At 70.6% G+C, this 16953-nt stretch carries 13 protein-coding genes; 1 reads left to right on the plus strand and 12 read right to left on the minus strand.

Going from position 1 to position 16953, the window contains the following annotated elements; translation table 11 throughout:
• Positions 1–13 precede the first annotated feature (13 nt).
• From nadD to HC028_RS18575, 4 genes are all read right to left on the minus strand, one after another.
• Complete coding sequence (nadD, locus tag HC028_RS18560) at positions 14–607, minus strand: nicotinate-nucleotide adenylyltransferase (RefSeq protein WP_275408284.1); 594 nt, start codon at positions 605–607, stop codon at positions 14–16.
• A 24-nt stretch (positions 608–631) separates the two neighbouring features.
• A complete protein-coding gene (pepN, locus tag HC028_RS18565; RefSeq protein ID WP_168078615.1) occupies positions 632–3157 on the minus strand; it encodes an aminopeptidase N in 2526 nt (841 codons plus the stop codon).
• Between the two features lie 48 nt (positions 3158–3205).
• Positions 3206–3733 (minus strand): helix-turn-helix transcriptional regulator, encoded by a 528-nt coding sequence (locus HC028_RS18570; RefSeq protein ID WP_168078616.1) that lies wholly within the window; start codon positions 3731–3733, stop codon positions 3206–3208.
• A 97-nt stretch (positions 3734–3830) separates the two neighbouring features.
• A complete protein-coding gene (locus HC028_RS18575; protein ID WP_168078617.1) occupies positions 3831–4583 on the minus strand; it encodes a carbohydrate-binding protein in 753 nt (250 codons plus the stop codon).
• A gap of 520 nt (positions 4584–5103) precedes the next feature.
• Between HC028_RS18575 and HC028_RS18580 the strand changes: the two genes are divergently transcribed.
• Positions 5104–6780, plus strand: coding sequence for a DHA2 family efflux MFS transporter permease subunit (locus tag HC028_RS18580; protein ID WP_168078618.1), 1677 nt, complete (start codon positions 5104–5106; stop codon positions 6778–6780).
• Between the two features lie 11 nt (positions 6781–6791).
• Here the strand turns inward: HC028_RS18580 and HC028_RS18585 are convergent, their stop codons facing one another.
• The 8 genes from HC028_RS18585 to HC028_RS18620 all read right to left on the minus strand — a co-directional run bounded on the left by HC028_RS18585 (position 6792) and on the right by HC028_RS18620 (position 16911).
• Positions 6792–8003: a DUF1444 domain-containing protein gene (locus HC028_RS18585; RefSeq protein ID WP_168078619.1), complete on the minus strand. Its 1212-nt coding sequence runs from the start codon at positions 8001–8003 to the stop codon at positions 6792–6794.
• Between the two features lie 88 nt (positions 8004–8091).
• Positions 8092–9540 carry a GTPase ObgE gene (gene obgE / locus HC028_RS18590; RefSeq protein ID WP_168078620.1) on the minus strand — a complete coding sequence of 483 codons (1449 nt, stop codon included), beginning with the start codon at positions 9538–9540 and terminating at the stop codon, positions 8092–8094.
• Positions 9541–9630: 90 nt separating this feature from the next.
• Entirely contained in the window at positions 9631–9888 is a 258-nt protein-coding gene (gene rpmA, locus HC028_RS18595) for a 50S ribosomal protein L27 (RefSeq protein ID WP_168078621.1), read from the minus strand.
• Between the two features lie 11 nt (positions 9889–9899).
• The gene (gene rplU / locus HC028_RS18600) at positions 9900–10214 is read right to left on the minus strand and encodes a 50S ribosomal protein L21 (RefSeq protein WP_168078622.1); all 315 of its coding nucleotides are present in this window, start codon (positions 10212–10214) and stop codon (positions 9900–9902) included.
• Positions 10215–10362: 148 nt separating this feature from the next.
• Positions 10363–10860, minus strand: coding sequence for a hypothetical protein (locus HC028_RS18605; RefSeq protein ID WP_168078623.1), 498 nt, complete (start codon positions 10858–10860; stop codon positions 10363–10365).
• A gap of 116 nt (positions 10861–10976) precedes the next feature.
• On the minus strand, positions 10977–14024 hold the full coding sequence (locus tag HC028_RS18610; protein WP_168078624.1) for an Rne/Rng family ribonuclease: 3048 nt from the start codon (positions 14022–14024) through the stop codon (positions 10977–10979).
• Positions 14025–14143: 119 nt separating this feature from the next.
• Positions 14144–14938 carry a TIGR03936 family radical SAM-associated protein gene (locus HC028_RS18615; RefSeq protein ID WP_168078625.1) on the minus strand — a complete coding sequence of 265 codons (795 nt, stop codon included), beginning with the start codon at positions 14936–14938 and terminating at the stop codon, positions 14144–14146.
• Positions 14935–16911, minus strand: coding sequence for a TIGR03960 family B12-binding radical SAM protein (locus tag HC028_RS18620; RefSeq protein ID WP_168078626.1), 1977 nt, complete (start codon positions 16909–16911; stop codon positions 14935–14937). The genes HC028_RS18615 and HC028_RS18620 overlap by 4 nt, the downstream gene beginning before the upstream one ends.
• Positions 16912–16953 lie beyond the last annotated feature (42 nt).

Below are 16953 nucleotides of genomic sequence, written 5' to 3' on the forward strand. Positions count from 1 at the left end.
GGTACTCACCGGATTATCGGTACAAATGCCGCTTAGCGATGTATTGCACCACCCCGTCCGGCACCAGGTACCACACCGGTTTACCTGCGGCGACGCGTGCGCGGCAGTCGGTCGACGAGATCGCCATCGCAGGCACCTGCACCAGGCTGACCGCGTCGGCGGGCAGATGTGCGTCGCTGAGTTCGAACCCCGGTCGGGTGACCCCGACGAAGTGCGCGAGCGAGAAGATCTGGTCGGCGTCCTTCCACGACAGGATCTTCTCCAGCGCGTCGGCGCCCGTGATGAAGTACAGGTCCGCGTTGGAGCCGTAGACCTCATGCAGGTCACGCAGGGTGTCGACGGTGTATGTCGGGCCCTTCCGGTCGATGTCGACCCGGCTGACGTGGAACTGCGGGTTGGACGCCGTCGCGATGACGGTCATCAGGTACCGGTCCTCCGCCGGGCTGACCGCCTCCTCGCCCTTCTGCCACGGCTCGCCGGTCGGTACGAAGACGACCTCATCGAGCGCGAACAGGTCGGCCACCTCGCTCGCGGCGACGAGGTGACCGTTATGGATCGGGTCGAACGTGCCGCCCATGATCCCGATACGACGATGAGGCGCTCCCACCTGCGGCATGGTAATCGCCGCGGATCACCCGCTGATCAGCGACCGGACCGCCAGCGCACGCCGCAGGTCGTCGGTGCGATCTCCGATCACCCGGCGCAGCACCGCCGGCAGGTCCGTGCGGTCGAGCAGGCGCTGGGCGGCCTCGGCCGTCGCGGCCCGGACCGCATACCTCGGGTAGGCCGCGCCCGCCACCTGGCTGACCACCTGCGCGCTGCGCCGGGCGGCCATCGTCGGCATGTCCTGGAAGTACCGCGACACGTACGCCGCGGTCAGCTCCTCCTGCTCGGGCTGCCAGAACCCCTCGGCGAGCGCGAGCAATGACCGGTTGGACAGCGTTTCGTCGGCGGCGATCGCGTCCCACGCCCGCGCCTTCTCGCCGGCGTCGGGCAGCGCCGCCCGGCAGCGCGCCGCGTGCTGGACGCCGTGCGCGCTGCGGTCACGCTCGCTCTCGTCATCGATATCCGCAGTGCCGGCCGCGCCGAGGACCACCAACCGCCCCAGCACCGCCCAGCGGAGGTCGGCGTCGATCGCCAGGCCGTCGGGCGCGTTTCTCCCGCCCAGCCAGCCGCGTAGGGTCTCCACCTCACCGGGGCCGGCGCAGCGGACGAGACCGCGCGCGGCGGCGAGCTGCCGGTCACTGCCGGCGGGTACGGACGCGAGGACCTCGGCACACGCCGACGCGAGCGCGGCGAGCGCGCCCGGTCGCCGGGCCGCAGTGAGGTACTGCCCCGCCGTGATGTCCGCCGCAAAGCCGATGACCTGGGCGAACACGCCCGGGTCGAGCTCGGTCGGGAGCCCCACGACGGCCAGGTTCACGAAGCCGGTCGGGTCGGCCTCGGCGTCCCGGGTGGAGTCCCACGCGGCGCTCCAGAGCAGCGCCCGGGCCACCGGGTCGGCTACCGCCGGCAACAGCTCGGGCAGCGCCGCCAGGTCACGATCGGCTAACCGGGTCTTCGCGTACGTGAGGTCGTCGTCGTTGACCAGCAGCAGTGCGGCGGCGGGCCTCCCGGTGAGCGCCGGAACCGGGGTGCGTTCGTGATCAGGTTCCACCTCCACCTCGACCCGCTCCCGTCGCGTCACCCGGCCGTCCGCGCCCCGGTCGTACAGGCCGAGCGCGAGCCGGTGCGGTCGCAGCACCGGATTGCTGGACGGCGCGGTCTGCACGACGGAGACGGCGGTGTATCGGCCGCCGGGACCGACCTCGCCGGCCGGGCGCAGCGTGGTGACGCCGCTCTCCCGCAACCACAGCGCGGCCCAGCCCCACAGGTCCCGGCCGCTCACCTCGCCGAGCGAGGTCAGCAGATCAGCCAGGGTGGCGTTGCCGTACCCGTGGGCGGCGAAGTACTTCCGCAGCCCGGCGAGGAAGGCTTCGTCGCCGACGTACGTGGCGAGCTGGCGCAGCGCGGCCGCGCCCTTGGCGTACGAGATGCCGTCGAAGTTGAGCAGCGCATCGGCACTGTCGTCGACCCGCTCCGGGGCGACCGGGTGGGCGGAGGGCCGCTGGTCGGCCGCGTACCCCCACGTTTTGCGGCTGATGGCGAAGTCGGTCCAGGTATCGGTGAAGCGGGTCGCCTCCCCCGCCACCCGGGTCCCCAGGTACTCCGCGAACGACTCGTTGAGCCACAGATCGTCCCACCACCGCATGGTGACCAGGTCGCCGAACCACATGTGCGCCATCTCGTGGGCGATCACGACCGCCCGCTCCATGCGCTGGGCCCGCGTGACGGCCGACCGGAACACGTACTCGTCGCGGAACGTCACGCACCCCGGGTTTTCCATGGCTCCGCCGTTGAACTCGGGCACGAACACCTGGTCGTACTTGCCGAACGGGTACGGGCTGGCGAACAGCTCCTGGTACCGGTCGAAGCACGCCGCCGTCACCTCGAACAGCTCGTCGGCGTCGCGGTCGAGGGCTTGCGCCAACGCCGCTCGGCAGTGGATCCCCAAGGGGATCGCGCCGTGCTCGGCGTACCGGGAGTGCAGCGGCCCGGCGACCAGGGTCACGAAGTACGTGGCCAGCGGTGGCGTGGTGGCGAACCGCCACCGCCCCGGCGCCACCCGCTCCCCCGCCCCGTTGGCCAGCACTGTCCACGCGGCCGGCGCGGTCACGGTCAGCGTGACCGGGGCCTTCAGATCGGGCTGGTCGAAGCAGGCGAAGATGCGCTGCGCGGCGTCCAGGAACGTGTGGGCGTACAGGTACACCTCCCCGTCGGCCGGATCGACGAAGCGGTGCAGCCCCTCCCCGCTGTTGGAGTACGCCATCGTGGCCCGCACCACGAGCTCGTTGTCAGCGGCGAGGTCGGTTAGCCACAGCCGGTTGTCGTCCAGCGCGGCGACGTCGAGCTCCCGGCCGTTGAGTGTCACGGAGTGCAGGGTGTCCGGGCGGAGCTCGACGAAGGTCTCCGCGCCCGGCCGCCGACACCCGAACCGCACGACCGTCGTCGCGTCGAACGTCGCGTCCGGGCTGCTGAGGTCCAGGTCAATGGTGTACGCGTCGACTGACAGCAGCGCGGCCCGCTCGGCCGCCTCGGCTCGGGTGAGGCTAGGCATGACGCCATCCTGCCGGTTCGGGGATCTTCATGAGGGACGCCACCCTCCTCACGCGGCGATCAGGGCACGGATGGCGTCCATCCGGGGCACCCGGGGAGCCAGTGCCCGCAGCCGCAGGGCCAGGTTGACGGCGGTCAGCACCGGTTCCGGGTCGGCGACCGCGATCCCCATCCGCTCCCGCAGCCAGGTAGCGATCTCACTCCACCGGTAGTAGGCCGTGCCGAGGCGGACCTCGACCGGCGCCGGGAAGGTGCCCGCCCCGGTGCGGCCCACCGCCCACAACCGGACCGCCTCCGGCGAGCGGCCCACCCGCGCGGCGACCGCGCCGATCGAGACGAAGTCCTCGTCGCGCACACCGGCGGTCCTGACGCCGACGGCATCGAGGTCACGCACGGCGGACACGATGGCTTCGGTCAGGGTCGGCGCCTCGCGCCGGAACGCGATGACGGCGCCGGGTCGGTCCGGCGTGCTCCTGATGGTGGCGTCTGGACAACTCTCCCTCAACGCCGTCTGTGCGGACTCGTCGACGGGCTCGTCGACGACGAGGCTGAACTGCTGCCGTCTCATCGTTGCCATGCCGGTGAGCCAACCAACGGAGCGCCGCGCTGGGAGGGGCCAGACGCGGGGCCATTCGGGGGGCCAGACGCGGGGCCAGACGGCGTGGCCTGGCGACTCAGGCGCCGATGATGATGCGGTCGAGGTCCGGGGCCGCGGTGGCCGCGTTGCTGAACTCGAGGCTGTTGATGCCCTGGTCGAGCTTGACGCGCAGGGTGAGCGAGCCGACGGTCTCCCAGTCCCCCGTCGCGGGGAACCTCAGGACGTTGAAGCGGCCGTCATTGACGCTGACGGTCGCGGTGCGCTCGTCGGCCGAGACGTAGTGGATGGCCAGGGTGTAGACACCATCGGCAGGCACCACGATCCGGTTGAACCGCAGCGAGTTGGCCGGGGCCCGGCCGATGTTGGCGATCACCTCGCCTCCGGACGCCGCCGCCACCTTCCGGATGCGGGCTGCACCGCTGAGGACGTTGGACGCGGCCTCGGCCTCGATCTTGATGGGCACCGCCAGCGACGCCGGAGGGGGCAGCGTCGCTGTAGGCGAGGCGGCGGGCGGCGGTGTACTCGACGCTTCTGCGGTGGGGATCGCGGACGGGAACCCGGGCGGACCGCTCGGCTGCGGCCGCGGAACCGGCGCCATCGGCAGCGGGCTGATACGCGCGGGCACGGGCGGCAGCAGCCGGGACGTGTCGTTGCCCGACTGCGGAAGGACGGCGGCCGTGATCCCGAGCGCGACGGTGCCGACCCCGCCTGCGATGAGGGCGAGCCGGGTCCGCTCCCCGACCCCCTGCCAGGGCCACCGCGCACTCGCGTGCTGACCGCGGTAGACCGGTGCGAGGATCCGCTTGAGCGTTTCCCTTCCGACCGCCATCGCGCTCCTCCTCCGGCGACAGGTTCGGGTGGTGCCATCGGATCGGGCCGGCACTCACCTTTCCACTTTGGGAGGAGCCTGAGACCGACACGGACCACGATGCTTTCACGATCGCCTACGAAGACCAGTCGTGGCAAGGAATGCTAGAACGTTAAAAACATGCGGCGAAATCGGACGCGATTTGTTCACTCAATCATTTGACCTGCAGAAACTCTTTCACAAAGGCAAGCCGATAACTGAAAGCACTGGAATTATGTCGCAGCGCGATACATAGACAGAAGTATTAGTTACCCGCCGTGCCTATAACCGCGCGATACCGTCACGGCATGCGGACAAGCCTCGACTGTTGGGCGCCCTGACGGGCGGTGACCGCAGCGCGCCGAGTGAGTCGCGCCGCATCTGAACGCGGCACAACCTTCGCCGGCCGATCGTGTCTCACCTCACCGCTAGGGTGAGCCTCGCTTGATCACACGGGGGATCCACGACACGACGGTGGATCCGGCACAGAGGAGACCACCCCATGACGACGCCACAGCCGGGCGCCGGCTCACCGGCCGGCACCGGAGCCCCAGCCACCGCGGAGCAGAAGCCGCGGCACAGCCCCTGGCTGGTGCTCTCCGTACTCTGCCTCGGCTTCTTCATGATCCTGCTCGACACCACGATCGTGAACATCGCGATCCCGGACATGATCGATCGGCTGCACGCCTCGCTCGACCAGATCCTGTGGGTGCTCAACGCCTACATCCTGGTCTACGCCGTACTGCTGATCACGGCCGGCCGACTGGGCGACCTGTACGGGCCGAAACAGCTCTTCATCGCGGGCCTGGCCATCTTCACGGTGGCCTCGGCCGCGTGCGGCTTCGCGACCACCCCCGGCCAGCTCATCGCGGCCCGCGTGGCGCAGGGCCTAGGCGGCGCGCTGCTGACGCCGCAGACGCTGTCGGTCCTAACGGTGATCTTCCCGCCGGCCAAACGGGGCGCGGCGTTCGGCATCTGGGGCGCGGTCGCCGGCGTCGCCACGATCGCCGGCCCGACGCTGGGCGGCTTCATCGTCACCCACTGGGGCTGGCGCTGGGTCTTCTTCGTCAACCTGCCGGTCGGCGTGCTGGCCCTGGTGCTCGCGGTGATCGTGATGCCCGACCTCAAGCTCAACCGCCGCCACCGGCTCGACCTGGTCGGCACGGCACTCGCGACGGTCGGTCTTTTCCTGCTCACATACGGACTGATCGAGGGCCAGTCGCACAACTGGGGCAAGGTCTGGGGCCCGATCACGATCCCCCAGCTGGTCGTCGCCGGGGCCGTCGTGCTCGCGCTGTTCATGGTGCAGCAGTACGTGCAGCGGAACGGCGAGCCGCTCGTTCCGTTCGCGATCTTCCGCGACCGCAACTTCTCGGTGATGAACTTCGTCGGCGCGGCGCTGGGCTTCGGCATGCTCGGCCTGTTCCTGCCGATGGTCATCTTCCTGCAGTCGGTGCTCGGCCTCAGCGCGCTGCAGGCCGGTCTGGCGACCGCGCCGATGTCGGTGGTGTCGATGTTCGTCGCGCCGTTCGCCGGCCGGATGGCCGACAAGATCGGCGGCAAGTACATCCTCATGGCCGGGCTGGCGCTGTTCGGCCTCGGCATGGCGATCTTCCTGGCCTCAGCCCACCCCGACAGCACCCGGCTGCACCTGCTGCCCGGCATCCTCGTCGCGGGCCTGGGCATGGGCCTGACGTTCGCGCCGCTGCAGACCGTGGCGATGCGCAACATCGAGCCGCGGATGGCCGGAGCGGCGTCCGGTCTGATCAACACCACCCGCCAGCTCGGTTCGGTCATCGGCTCCGCCGCCGTCGGCGCGTTGCTGCAGAACCAGCTCGCGTCCAAGCTCAGCGAGTCCGCGAAGGCGCACGCCGCGGAGCTTCCGCCGCAGTTCCGCGACCGGTTCGTGGCCGGCTTCAGCCACGCCTCCGGTAGCAGTCTGGAGGTCGGTGCGGGACAGAGCGGGGTGAACTTCGGCGCCCAGGTGCCGGACGCGGTCCACAAGGTGATCACAAATACGTTCCATGAAGGCTTCACGAACGCCATGCACGCGTCGCTGATTCTGCCGATCGTGGTCCTCGGCCTGGCGGCGCTCTCCTGCCTGCTGGTCAAGCGCCGGGCCCGCACCGCCCAGCCGGGCACGCCGGTGGCTGCCGGGGCGGCGCAGAGCAACGCCTAGCGCCGGGGCGCCTACCGCGGAACGGACCGGCCCAGATCGATCGGGACGGCCCGTTCCCGCAGGTACCCGAAGGCGGCGGGCGCGGGCCAGGAGTCGCCGCGGTACCGCGACGGCCGGTACTCCGGCAGTTCGGTCAGCACGTCGGCCTCCATGACCACATCCCACGGGACGAAGAACGTGGACCCGGCCGCGACATTGAATGCCACGAAATCGACCCGCGGCAGCAAGACGTGCATGCCACGGGTCCAGGAGGCGACCGAGAACGTACCGCCCTCGGACGTGCCGAACACCGCGTACGACGCGACGTACTCCTCGACCTCGTGCCGGAGGATGTTCTGCTGCGCCCCGTACTCGCTGGCGGCCAGCACCCGCGACGCCCGCTGCACCGCGGCGGCGGCCGGATGCCCGCTCGCGACGGTGAACGGCACCACCCGCCCGGCCTGGTCGACCGTGTACGCGACCGGCGACAGCGGCCGGGGCGACTCGGCGAAGTGCCGCTCGATCAGATCGAACAGCTCAGGCAAGGGCTCCGGGTCGGCGTCGATCACGATCAGGGACCGCACGTCGGGCATGAACGCCAGGGGCGCGCCTCCGACGTGCTCGCCGAGCGCGGCCAGCCAGCCGTCCAGCAGGAGGTGGGAGACCCAGTACGCGTCGCCGTCGTCGATGAAGCGGAGCATCACCCGGCCGGCCGGCTGCTCGGCCGGCGGCAGACCGGCGGTGGCGGCGAGGTTGGCCCGCGCGGTGGCGAACACCTCCTCGCTGGACACGCCCCACTCCGCACAGGTCATCTCGGATACGTAGGCCATCGACGACGGCTGGTCGACGACGACCATCTCGTCGAGGAACGGGAACGCCGGCCGGCGTAGCGCGGCCGGCCGCCCGGACTCGCCGCCCCGGGCGAACGTCGCGCTGCGCAGCACCGGCCGCAGCCGGTCACGCGCGGACTCCCAGCTGTCCGGCACCTCGGGTAGCCGGGTGAACGTCGCCACGAACCGCCGGATGCGCTCGTCGCGGGTACGCGGCTCACGCTGGCACTCCGCATACAGGTTGTGCAGGTACAGCCAGGCCGGTTCGGTGCCGGGCCCGCGACGGTACTCGATGGAGAACTCGTCGCGGTCATAGTGGGTGTCCGTGATGCCGGCGGCACGCAGCGCGGCCAGCACCTCTCCAGCGAACCGGTCCGGCCCGCTCCGGCGTCGCAGCCGGTCGAAGATGCCCACGTCACCTCCCGGTCACTAGACCGACGAGGTTACCCGCAACCGACTGGCGTCCATCGGTACGGTCTGTCTGAGCGGCCACTCCGGTGGCCTACTCATCGTCCGTGTCGTCCGCGGCCACGTCGGGGATTTCGTCCTCGGGCCGCTGCCGGCGGGCCTTCCGGGCCGCCTTGCGTTCCGCGGCGGTCACCCGCGTCTCGGACTCGGCGAGCCGGTAGTCGGTGCCCCGGGCACTCGGCACGTACTCCTCGCCGGCGTACATGGTGGGCTGCCAATCGAACTCGTGGGCGCCGATCCGCACCGGCGCCCCCGGTTCGGCGCCGGCCTTCGCGAGGGCGTCCTCGACGCCGAGGCGGGCCAGCCGGTCGGCCAGGAAGCCCACGGCCTCGTCGTTGTCGAAGTTGGTCTGGCGTACCCAGCGCTCGGGCTTGCCCCGCACGACGTACACGCCGTCGGCGTCCCGGTCGAGGGTGAAGCCGGCTTCGTCAACGGCCGCCGGGCGGATGACGATGCGAGTGCGCTCCGGCGGCGGCGCCGCCTTCCGCTGCTGGTCGACCAGTTCGGCCAGGGCGAACGTCAGCTCCCGGAGCCCTTCCCGGGTCACCGCGCTGACCTCGAACACCCGCAGGCCGCGGTCTTCCAGGTCCGGGCGGATCATCTCGGCCATTGCCCGGCCGTCGGGTATGTCGACCTTGTTGAGCGCGACGAGACGCGGACGGTCCTCCAGCCCTCCGTAGGCGGACAGCTCGGCCTCGATCGCGTCGAGGTCGGCGAGCGGATCACGGTCCGGCTCCATCGTCGCGGTGTCGATGACGTGGACGAGTACGGCGGTCCGCTCGATGTGGCGCAGGAACTCCAGTCCGAGGCCCTTGCCAGTGGCTGCGCCCGGGATCAGGCCCGGCACGTCGGCGATGGTGAACGTGTGGTCGTCGGCGCGGACGACCCCGAGGTTGGGCACAAGCGTGGTGAACGGGTAATCGGCGATCTTCGGGCGGGCGGCGGAAAGTACCGAGATCAGCGACGACTTGCCGGCGCTCGGAAAGCCCACGAGCCCGACGTCCGCGACGCTCTTGAGCTCCAGGACCACGTCGAGCTGCTCACCGGGCTCCCCCAGCTCGGCGAAGCCCGGAGCCCGCCGCTTGGTGTTGGCGAGCGCGGCGTTGCCCCGACCGCCGCGACCGCCCTGCGCGATCACGACCGTCGTACCCTCGCCGACCAGGTCTGCGATCACCTCGCCGTTCGCCAGGGAGACGACCGTGCCGTCGGGCACCCGCAGCTCGAGGTCCTCGCCGTTGGCGCCGTCGCGGTCGGAGCCGGCGCCGCCCTTGCCGTTCTCGGCCTTCACATGCGGCCGGAAGTGGAAGTCGAGCAGGGTGTGCACCTGCGAATCCACGACGAGGGCGACGCTGCCGCCGTGGCCGCCGTTGCCGCCGTCCGGGCCGCCGAACGGCTTGAACTTCTCCCGGTGGATCGACACGCAGCCGTGCCCGCCGTCCCCGGCGTGCACGTGCAGTACCACGCGGTCGACGAACGTAGCCACGTTTTAATCCTTCCTCAGTGCTCTGGGGTCAAACACGAAACGGACCGGTAGGCGCTGATGCGCCTACCGGTCCGCCCGTTTCAGTCCTGCTCAGGCCTGACCGTTGACAATGCTGACGGTCTTGCGGCCCCGCTTGGTGCCGAACTGCACCGCGCCGGCTGCCAGTGCGAACAGCGTGTCGTCGCCACCGCGTCCAACCAGGTCACCCGGGTGGAACTTGGTGCCGCGCTGACGGATGAGGATCTCGCCGGCCTTGACCTGCTGCCCACCGAAGCGCTTCACGCCCAGGCGCTGAGCCGCGGAGTCGCGGCCGTTCCGCGAGCTGGACGCACCCTTTTTGTGTGCCATCTCTTAAACGCCTACTTTCCGGTGGAGATGCCGGTCACCTTGACCTGGGTCAGCGGCTGACGGTGCCCCTGACGCTTGTGGTAGCCGGTCTTGTTCTTGAACTTGTGGATCCGGATCTTCGGACCCTTGGTGTGGGCGACGACCTCACCGGTCACCGCGACGTTGGCAAGCACAGCCGTGTCGGTCACCAGGTCGTCACCGTCGACGAGGAGCACCGCGGGGAGGGTGATCGCGTCACCGGCTTCACCGGCGAGCTTCTCGACCTCGATCACGTCGCCCTCGGCGACCTTGTACTGCTTGCCGCCGGTCTTGACGATCGCGTACATCGGACGCGGACTCCTGTCGTAGCTAAGGCGGATGGACCATTCCTCGCCGCGCCGGCAAACGCAGAGCGCTGGGCGCGCAACGAGACGGCGCACGCGTGTGTGCCGCAGGAAAGAGTACCGTGACTCGGCCCGTAATTCCAAAACACCCCTAGGCGCCGCAGTATTCCGCGGCGTCGCCGAGGGCCGCCGCGAACCGCCCCGTCGTCTTGCTGACCGCGTCCAACGAGTCGAGTTTCGCCAGGGTACCGGGGTCGTTGCCCATTTTCTCCAGGTTCACGGCGGAGGCGTTCAGGGCGCGCCTGAATCGCGGATCGGCGGCTTCGCCGGCGTGCGTACGCAGCTTGGCCGCGATCTCCCCCAGCTTCGCGGTGGCCGCCTGCCGGGACCGCTCCTCCCCCGCCGGGTCCTGCTGCGTCCGGGCCGCCATCAGCCTGCCCAGCTCGGCGCCGAACGCCGTCGCGTCGGCGTCGAACACGTTGGCCCGCAGGTCGGTGCAGATGGCCTGCGCCTTCGAATCCGGTGACGTGGCGGCCGGCAGACTGGGCTGCACGAACTTCGCGGCCGGCGCCGGCGCCGTGCCGCCCCCACAACCGGCGCTGAACAGGGTCACCCCGCACAGGGCCGCCACGGCGATCAGGCCTCGCATCCGGTCTCCCTCGTCACATTCCGGACGTACGTGCCGGGACGCCGACCGTTCCATGCACGGTGAGTTCGCCCGCCGCGTGCGGCGGGCGAACTCACCCAACTTCGTTGACTAACGACTCAGCCGCGCCGGCGACGTCCCCGCCGGCGGGGCCCGACCGGCTCTTCCTCTGCGTCCAGACCGTCGGAGTCGAACCCGATCGCGGGTACGGGGTCCAGCCCGGCGAACGCCGCCTCGTGCCCGTCGAGGTCGTCGTCGGCGACCGCGTCGCTGGCCGCCTCCGCCTCGATATCGGCGCCCGGCTCAACCGTGGCCTCGCGCTCAACCACGACGACCTCGGACTCAACCGCGACGACCTCGGCCTCGACCGTGGCCTCCGGGCGTGGCTCCTCGATCGTCAGCCCCGGCTCGGCCGCAGCCACCGGCTCCCCGGCCGCACCCAGCGGCGGCTCCTCGGCCGGAGCCTGCTCGACGGCTGCCGCCGCGGCGGCCTTCCGCCGGCGCCGGCCGCCACGCCCGTTCTCGCTGGGCTCCTCGGCCTTGGCCGGCAAGGCCTTCGCCTGGCCGGAGCCACCGCCGGAGGGGCGCTTCTCGGGTATGGGCTCGTGGTGGATGATCAGCCCACGACCCTTGCAGGCCTCGCAGTTCTCGCTGAACGCCTCGAGCAGGCCCTGACCCACGCGCTTGCGGGTCATCTGGACCAGACCCAGCGAGGTGATCTCGGTGACCTGGTGCTTCGTCCGGTCACGGCCGAGGCACTCAGTCAGCCGGCGCAGCACGAGCTCGCGGTTGGACTCCAGCACCATGTCGATGAAGTCGATGACGATGATGCCGCCCAGGTCGCGCAGGCGCAACTGCCGCACGATCTCCTCAGCGGCCTCGAGGTTGTTACGGGTGACCGTCTCCTCGAGGTTGCCGCCCGTACCGGTGTACTTGCCGGTGTTGACGTCGACGACCGTCATCGCCTCGGTGCGGTCGATCACCAGGTGGCCGCCCGAGGGCAGGAACACCCGGCGGTCGAGACCCTTGAGGATCTGCTCGTCCACCCGCAACTCGTGGAACACGTCACCGGTTCCGGCGTGCCGACGTACGCGCTGCACCAGGTCGGGCGACACGTGCTGCAGGTACGCCTCGATCATCTCGAAGGCGTCATCGCCCTGGATGACCACCTCCCGGAAGTCCTCGTTGAACAGGTCCCGGACGACCCGGATCAGCAGGTCGGGCTCCTCGTACAGCAGCTTCGGCGCACCCGACTCGCCGGCGCGGGAGTCGATCTCCTCCCACTGCGCCTGCAGCCGCTTCACGTCACGGGCCAGCTCGTCCTCGCTCGCACCCTCGGCCGCCGTCCGCACGATCACGCCGGCGCTTTCGGGTACGAGGTGCTTGAGCACGTCCCGCAGTCGCTTGCGCTCCGTGTCCGGGAGCTTGCGGCTGATGCCGGAGGTGTTGCCGTTGGGCACGTACACGAGATGCCGGCCGGACAGGGCGACGTGGCTGGTCAGCCGCGCGCCCTTGGTGCCGATCGGGTCCTTGGTGACCTGCACGAGCACCGAGTCGCCGGACTTCAGCGCCTGCTCGATGGTGCGGGTGCGGCCCTCCAGGCCGGTGGCCTCCCAGTTGACCTCGCCGGCGTACAGGACGGCGTTGCGGCCGCGCCCGATGTCGACGAAGGCCGCCTCCATGCTCGGCAGCACGTTCTGGACCCGACCGAGGTACACGTTGCCGACCATCGTCGCCGCGCTGGCCCGGGACACGTAGTGCTCCACGAGGATGCCGTCCTCGAGCACCGCGATCTGGGTACGGTCGCCCTTCTGGCGTACGACCATGACCCGGTCGACAGCCTCCCGGCGGGCCAGGAACTCCGACTCGGTCAGGATCGGCGGCCGGGTGCGGCGCTGCTCACGCCCGTCGCGACGGCGCTGGCGCTTGGCCTCCAGCCGGGTCGAGCCGGAGACACCCTGCACCTCGTCGCGGGCCGGGCGCGGCTCGCGGATCTTGACGACGGTGTTCGCCGGGTCGTCCGGTGAAGCCTCCACGTCGCCCGAGCCCTTGCGGCGCCGACGCCGGCGCCGACGGGTCACGCCCTCTTCGGCCTCCGCCTCGTCGTCTTCGTCGCCCTCGCCGTTCTCCTCGGCATCCTCTTCGGTTTCGGCGGCGGTGACGGTGTCGCCGTCGGCGTCACCGTCCTCCTCGTCGCCGTACCCGCCCTTGCCGCGACCGCGGCCACGCCGGCCCCGCCGGCGGCGCCGGCGCCCGGCCGCCGTCTCGTCGTCTTCGTCGCCGGCCTCGTCGTCGACCTCAGCGGCCTCCTCCTCGACCTCAGCCTCGGTGTCGGCCACCGTCGCGACGGGCTCAGCGGCCTCGCCCCGCCGGCCCCTGCGCCGCCGGGACGCGCGGGCCATCTCGGCCTCGGCCTCGGCTGCGGCTTCCGCCTCGATCTCCGCCGCCGTGGGCGGCATGAAGAGGACGGCCGTGCTGGGGGCTACCCGACGGCGGGAGGCCTTGCGGGTTTCCGCCGGCTCCGCGGTGGGCTCGGCCTCGACCGTGGGCTCGGCCTTGGCCTCGGCCTCGGCTGCGGCCTCGACCGCGGGCTCGGCCTTCGCGCTCCGGCGACGGGTACGGGAAGTACGGGCGGGCTGGGCCGGTACGGCGTCGGCACCGGCCTGCTCCGGCGCGGCGCCGTTCGGCGCCGTCTCAGCGGCCGGCGCCGTGGTCTGCTCCGGTGCCGGCTGCGCGGGGGCCACCGGCTGGACCGGCGCCCAGGACGCGGACCAGGACTGGGTGGCCTGGGCCGGCTGAGCGGCGGTCACCGGTTGAGCGGCGGTCAGCGGTTGAGCGGCCGGGGCCGGCTCAGCGGTAACCGGCTCGGCGGTCGCTGTCCCGGCAGAAGCGGTCTCGGCCGGTTCGGCAGCAGGGCGCCGCCTACGGCGGGTCGGCTTGGCCGGTTCCGCGTCTGCGCTGGTCGTGCCTTCGGCAGTGGCCTCGGCCGGGGCGGCCTTCGTGGCGCGTCGCCGGGTGCGGCGGGGAGCCGGAGCTTCCCCGGTGGCGCCCGCCGCCGCGGGGGTTTCACTGCCCCTGGCAGCGGAGTTCCCGGTGTCCGCGGCGGTCGCCGGGACGTCGTTTCCTGGTGCGTTGCTGTTCGCTGCGCCAGGCTCGTTGTCGAGCATTCGGACGTTCTCCAGTTCTGGCACCCCCGGGCGCGTACGAACGCTGCCACGCAGGGACACCTATGTGTACCGACGGCCCGCCCGGGAATCCGGACCAACCGCCGAAGTCTGCAACCCCGTCAGGACAACGGGGCTCCGATAACAGCCGGGTCGCGATCCGCAGCCAGCGGATCGACCAGTTCGCCCTGCGCAGTGAGCGCGCCCTGGGCGATTCGGGTCGCACGAGGCGGCACCGGTAGTTCCAGGTCGGCCGCCACGAGCAGGCCGGACAGGATGTCATCGGGTCGTACGGACGGTGTGACCTGCCGTACAACAAGGTCGAGTATCGCACACGGTACGCCACCGACCTCGGAAGGTGTGACATCCGCGGGTTGTGGCGCGTCGAGCCGTACCACGGGACCGCGGGCGTCCAGGGTCCGCCTGCCCTGTTTGGTCAGGCGCTCCACCGGAACTTCGGCCGCCGCAAGAAACACATCGACGGCCTGGCGCGCCGCCTTAGCGGTAACCCCCGGCAATTCTACCCGCCATGCCGACGCGTCGATCCGGTCGGCGAGGCTACCGCCCACCGCCTCCACCGCGTCGAGGACGTCCAGACCCGGCGAGAGCGCCGCGTCGAGCGCCCGCGCCAGCTCCCCCGGGTCGACCCGATCCCGCAGCCCGATCTCCAGGTACTCCGCCTCGCTGGCCACACCCGTCGGCGCGGCCGACGCATACGAGACCTTCGGGTGCGGGGTGAAGCCCTGCGAGTACGCGATGGGCACGCCCGCGCGCAGGATCGCCCGCTCGAACGCCCGGGCGAAGTCCCGGTGCGACGTGAACCGCATCGGTCCCCGCTTGGCGTACCGCAGGCGGATGCGCTGCACGACCGGCGCCTGCCCGCCTTCCGGCTGGTTCTTGGGACGACGACCCGTCATGACGGAACCTTCAGCCCCGCGTTGACCGGCGTGATGGGCAGCAGTTTCTTCCCCGTGGGCCCGATCTGGATCTCGGTGTCCATGCTCGGGCAGACCCCACAGTCGAAACAAGGAGTCCAACGACAGTCAGGCTGCTCATATTCCGACAGCGATTCCTGCCAGTCCTGCCACAGCCACTCTTTGTCCAGCCCGGAGTCGAGGTGGTCCCAGGGCAGGACCTCGTTCTCGTCTCGCTCACGCGTGGTAAACCATGCGACGTCGACCCCTGGGGCCAACGCCTCATTCGCCGCTGTCATCCAGCGGTCGTACGAGAAGTGCTCCGACCAGCCGTCGAAGCGCCCGCCGCCTTCCCAGACCCGCCGGATGACCGCGCCGACCCGCCGGTCACCCCGGCTGAGCAGCCCCTCGACCAGCGAGGGCTGGCCGTCGTGGTAGCGGTACCCGATCGCGCGACCCAGCGAGCGGTCCGAGTTGATGGCCTGCTTGAGTAGCTTGAGCCGGTTGTCGATCGTTTCCGGCGACGCCATCGCCGCCCACTGGAACGGCGTGTGCGGCTTGGGCACGAACCCGCCGATCGACACCGTGCAGCGGATGTCCTTGGAGCCGGTGGCCGCCCGACCGGCCTTGATGACCTCCTGCGCCAGCCGGGCGATCTGCAGCACGTCCTCGTCGGTCTCGGTGGGCAGGCCGCACATGAAGTACAGCTTCACCTGCCGCCAGCCGTTGGTGTAGGCCGTGACGACGGTGCGGATGAGGTCCTCCTCCGACACCATCTTGTTGATCACCTTGCGGATCCGCTCCGAGCCGCCCTCCGGCGCGAACGTCAGGCCGGTACGCCGCCCGTTGCGCGACAGCTCCTGAGCCAGGTCGATGTTGAACGCGTCCACCCGGGTCGACGGCAGCGACAGGGACACGTTCGAGCCCTCGTACTGGTCGGCCAGGCCCGAGCAGATGTCACCGATCTCGGAATGATCAGCGGAACTCAACGACAAGAGTCCAACTTCGCCGAAACCGCTGAACTCAAGACCTTCTTTCACCATCTCGCCGATGGTCGTGATCGACCGCTCCCGGACCGGCCGGGTGATCATGCCGGCCTGGCAGAACCGGCAACCGCGGGTACAGCCGCGGAAGATCTCCACCGCGTACCGCTCGTGCACGGTCTCGGCGAGCGGGACGAGGGGCTTCTTCGGATACGGCCACGCGTCGAGGTCCATCGTGGTGCGCTTGTTCACCCGGAACGGCACGTCGGCCCGGTTGGGCAAGACCCGCTGGATCCGCCCGTCGGGCAGGTAGTCGACGTCGTAGAAGCGCGGCACGTACACGCTCTCGGTGCGGGCCAGCCGCAGCAGCAGCTCGTCGCGGCCGCCGGGGCAGCCCTCGGCCTTCCATTCGCGCACGATCGCGGTGATCTCGAGGACCGCTTCCTCGCCGTCGCCAAGCACGGCGGCGTCGATGAAGTCGGCGATCGGCTCGGGGTTGAACGCGGCGTGCCCACCGGCGATCACGATCGGGTGGCTCTCGTCGCGCTCCGAGCTGTCGAGCGGGATCCCGGCCAGGGAAAGCATCGTGAGCATGTTCGTGTAGCCGAGCTCGGTCGCGAACGAGATCCCGAACAGGTCGAACGCGCGCACCGGCCGGTGCGCGTCGACGGTGAACTGCGGGACCCCGTGCTCGCGCATGAGCGCCTCGAGGTCGGGCCAGACCGCGTAGGTGCGCTCGGCCAGCACGTCGGGCTGCTCGTTGAGCACCTCGTACAGGATCTGCACACCCTGGTTCGGCAGGCCGACCTCGTACGCGTCAGGGTACGACAGCGCCCAGCGCACGGTCGCCGCGTCCCAGTCCTTGACTACGGCCCCCAGCTCACCGCCGACGTACTGGATCGGCTTGCTCACCTTGGGCAGCAGCTGCTCGAGCTGGGGCCACACGGTCTGCCCCGCTCGCGCGCTCGCAGGGGCAACGGACGCTTCACTCATAACGCACCAGCCTACGCGGGCGACTGTCAACACCCACCAACG

The organism is Planosporangium flavigriseum (assembly GCF_011947225.1).
Classification (GTDB): Bacteria; Actinomycetota; Actinomycetes; order Mycobacteriales; family Micromonosporaceae; genus Planosporangium; species Planosporangium flavigriseum.

Coding starts and splice junctions, on each gene's coding strand:
- pepN (WP_168078615.1), bottom strand. CDS start 3,157: ATGCCTAGCCTCACCCGAGCCGAGGCGGCCGAGCGGGCCGCGCTGCTG.
- HC028_RS18570 (WP_168078616.1), bottom strand. CDS start 3,733: ATGGCAACGATGAGACGGCAGCAGTTCAGCCTCGTCGTCGACGAGCCC.
- HC028_RS18575 (WP_168078617.1), bottom strand. CDS start 4,583: ATGGCGGTCGGAAGGGAAACGCTCAAGCGGATCCTCGCACCGGTCTAC.
- HC028_RS18580 (WP_168078618.1), top strand. CDS start 5,104: ATGACGACGCCACAGCCGGGCGCCGGCTCACCGGCCGGCACCGGAGCC.
- rpmA (WP_168078621.1), bottom strand. CDS start 9,888: ATGGCACACAAAAAGGGTGCGTCCAGCTCGCGGAACGGCCGCGACTCC.
- rplU (WP_168078622.1), bottom strand. CDS start 10,214: ATGTACGCGATCGTCAAGACCGGCGGCAAGCAGTACAAGGTCGCCGAG.
- HC028_RS18605 (WP_168078623.1), bottom strand. CDS start 10,860: ATGCGAGGCCTGATCGCCGTGGCGGCCCTGTGCGGGGTGACCCTGTTC.
- HC028_RS18610 (WP_168078624.1), bottom strand. CDS start 14,024: ATGCTCGACAACGAGCCTGGCGCAGCGAACAGCAACGCACCAGGAAAC.
- HC028_RS18615 (WP_168078625.1), bottom strand. CDS start 14,938: ATGACGGGTCGTCGTCCCAAGAACCAGCCGGAAGGCGGGCAGGCGCCG.
- HC028_RS18620 (WP_168078626.1), bottom strand. CDS start 16,911: ATGAGTGAAGCGTCCGTTGCCCCTGCGAGCGCGCGAGCGGGGCAGACC.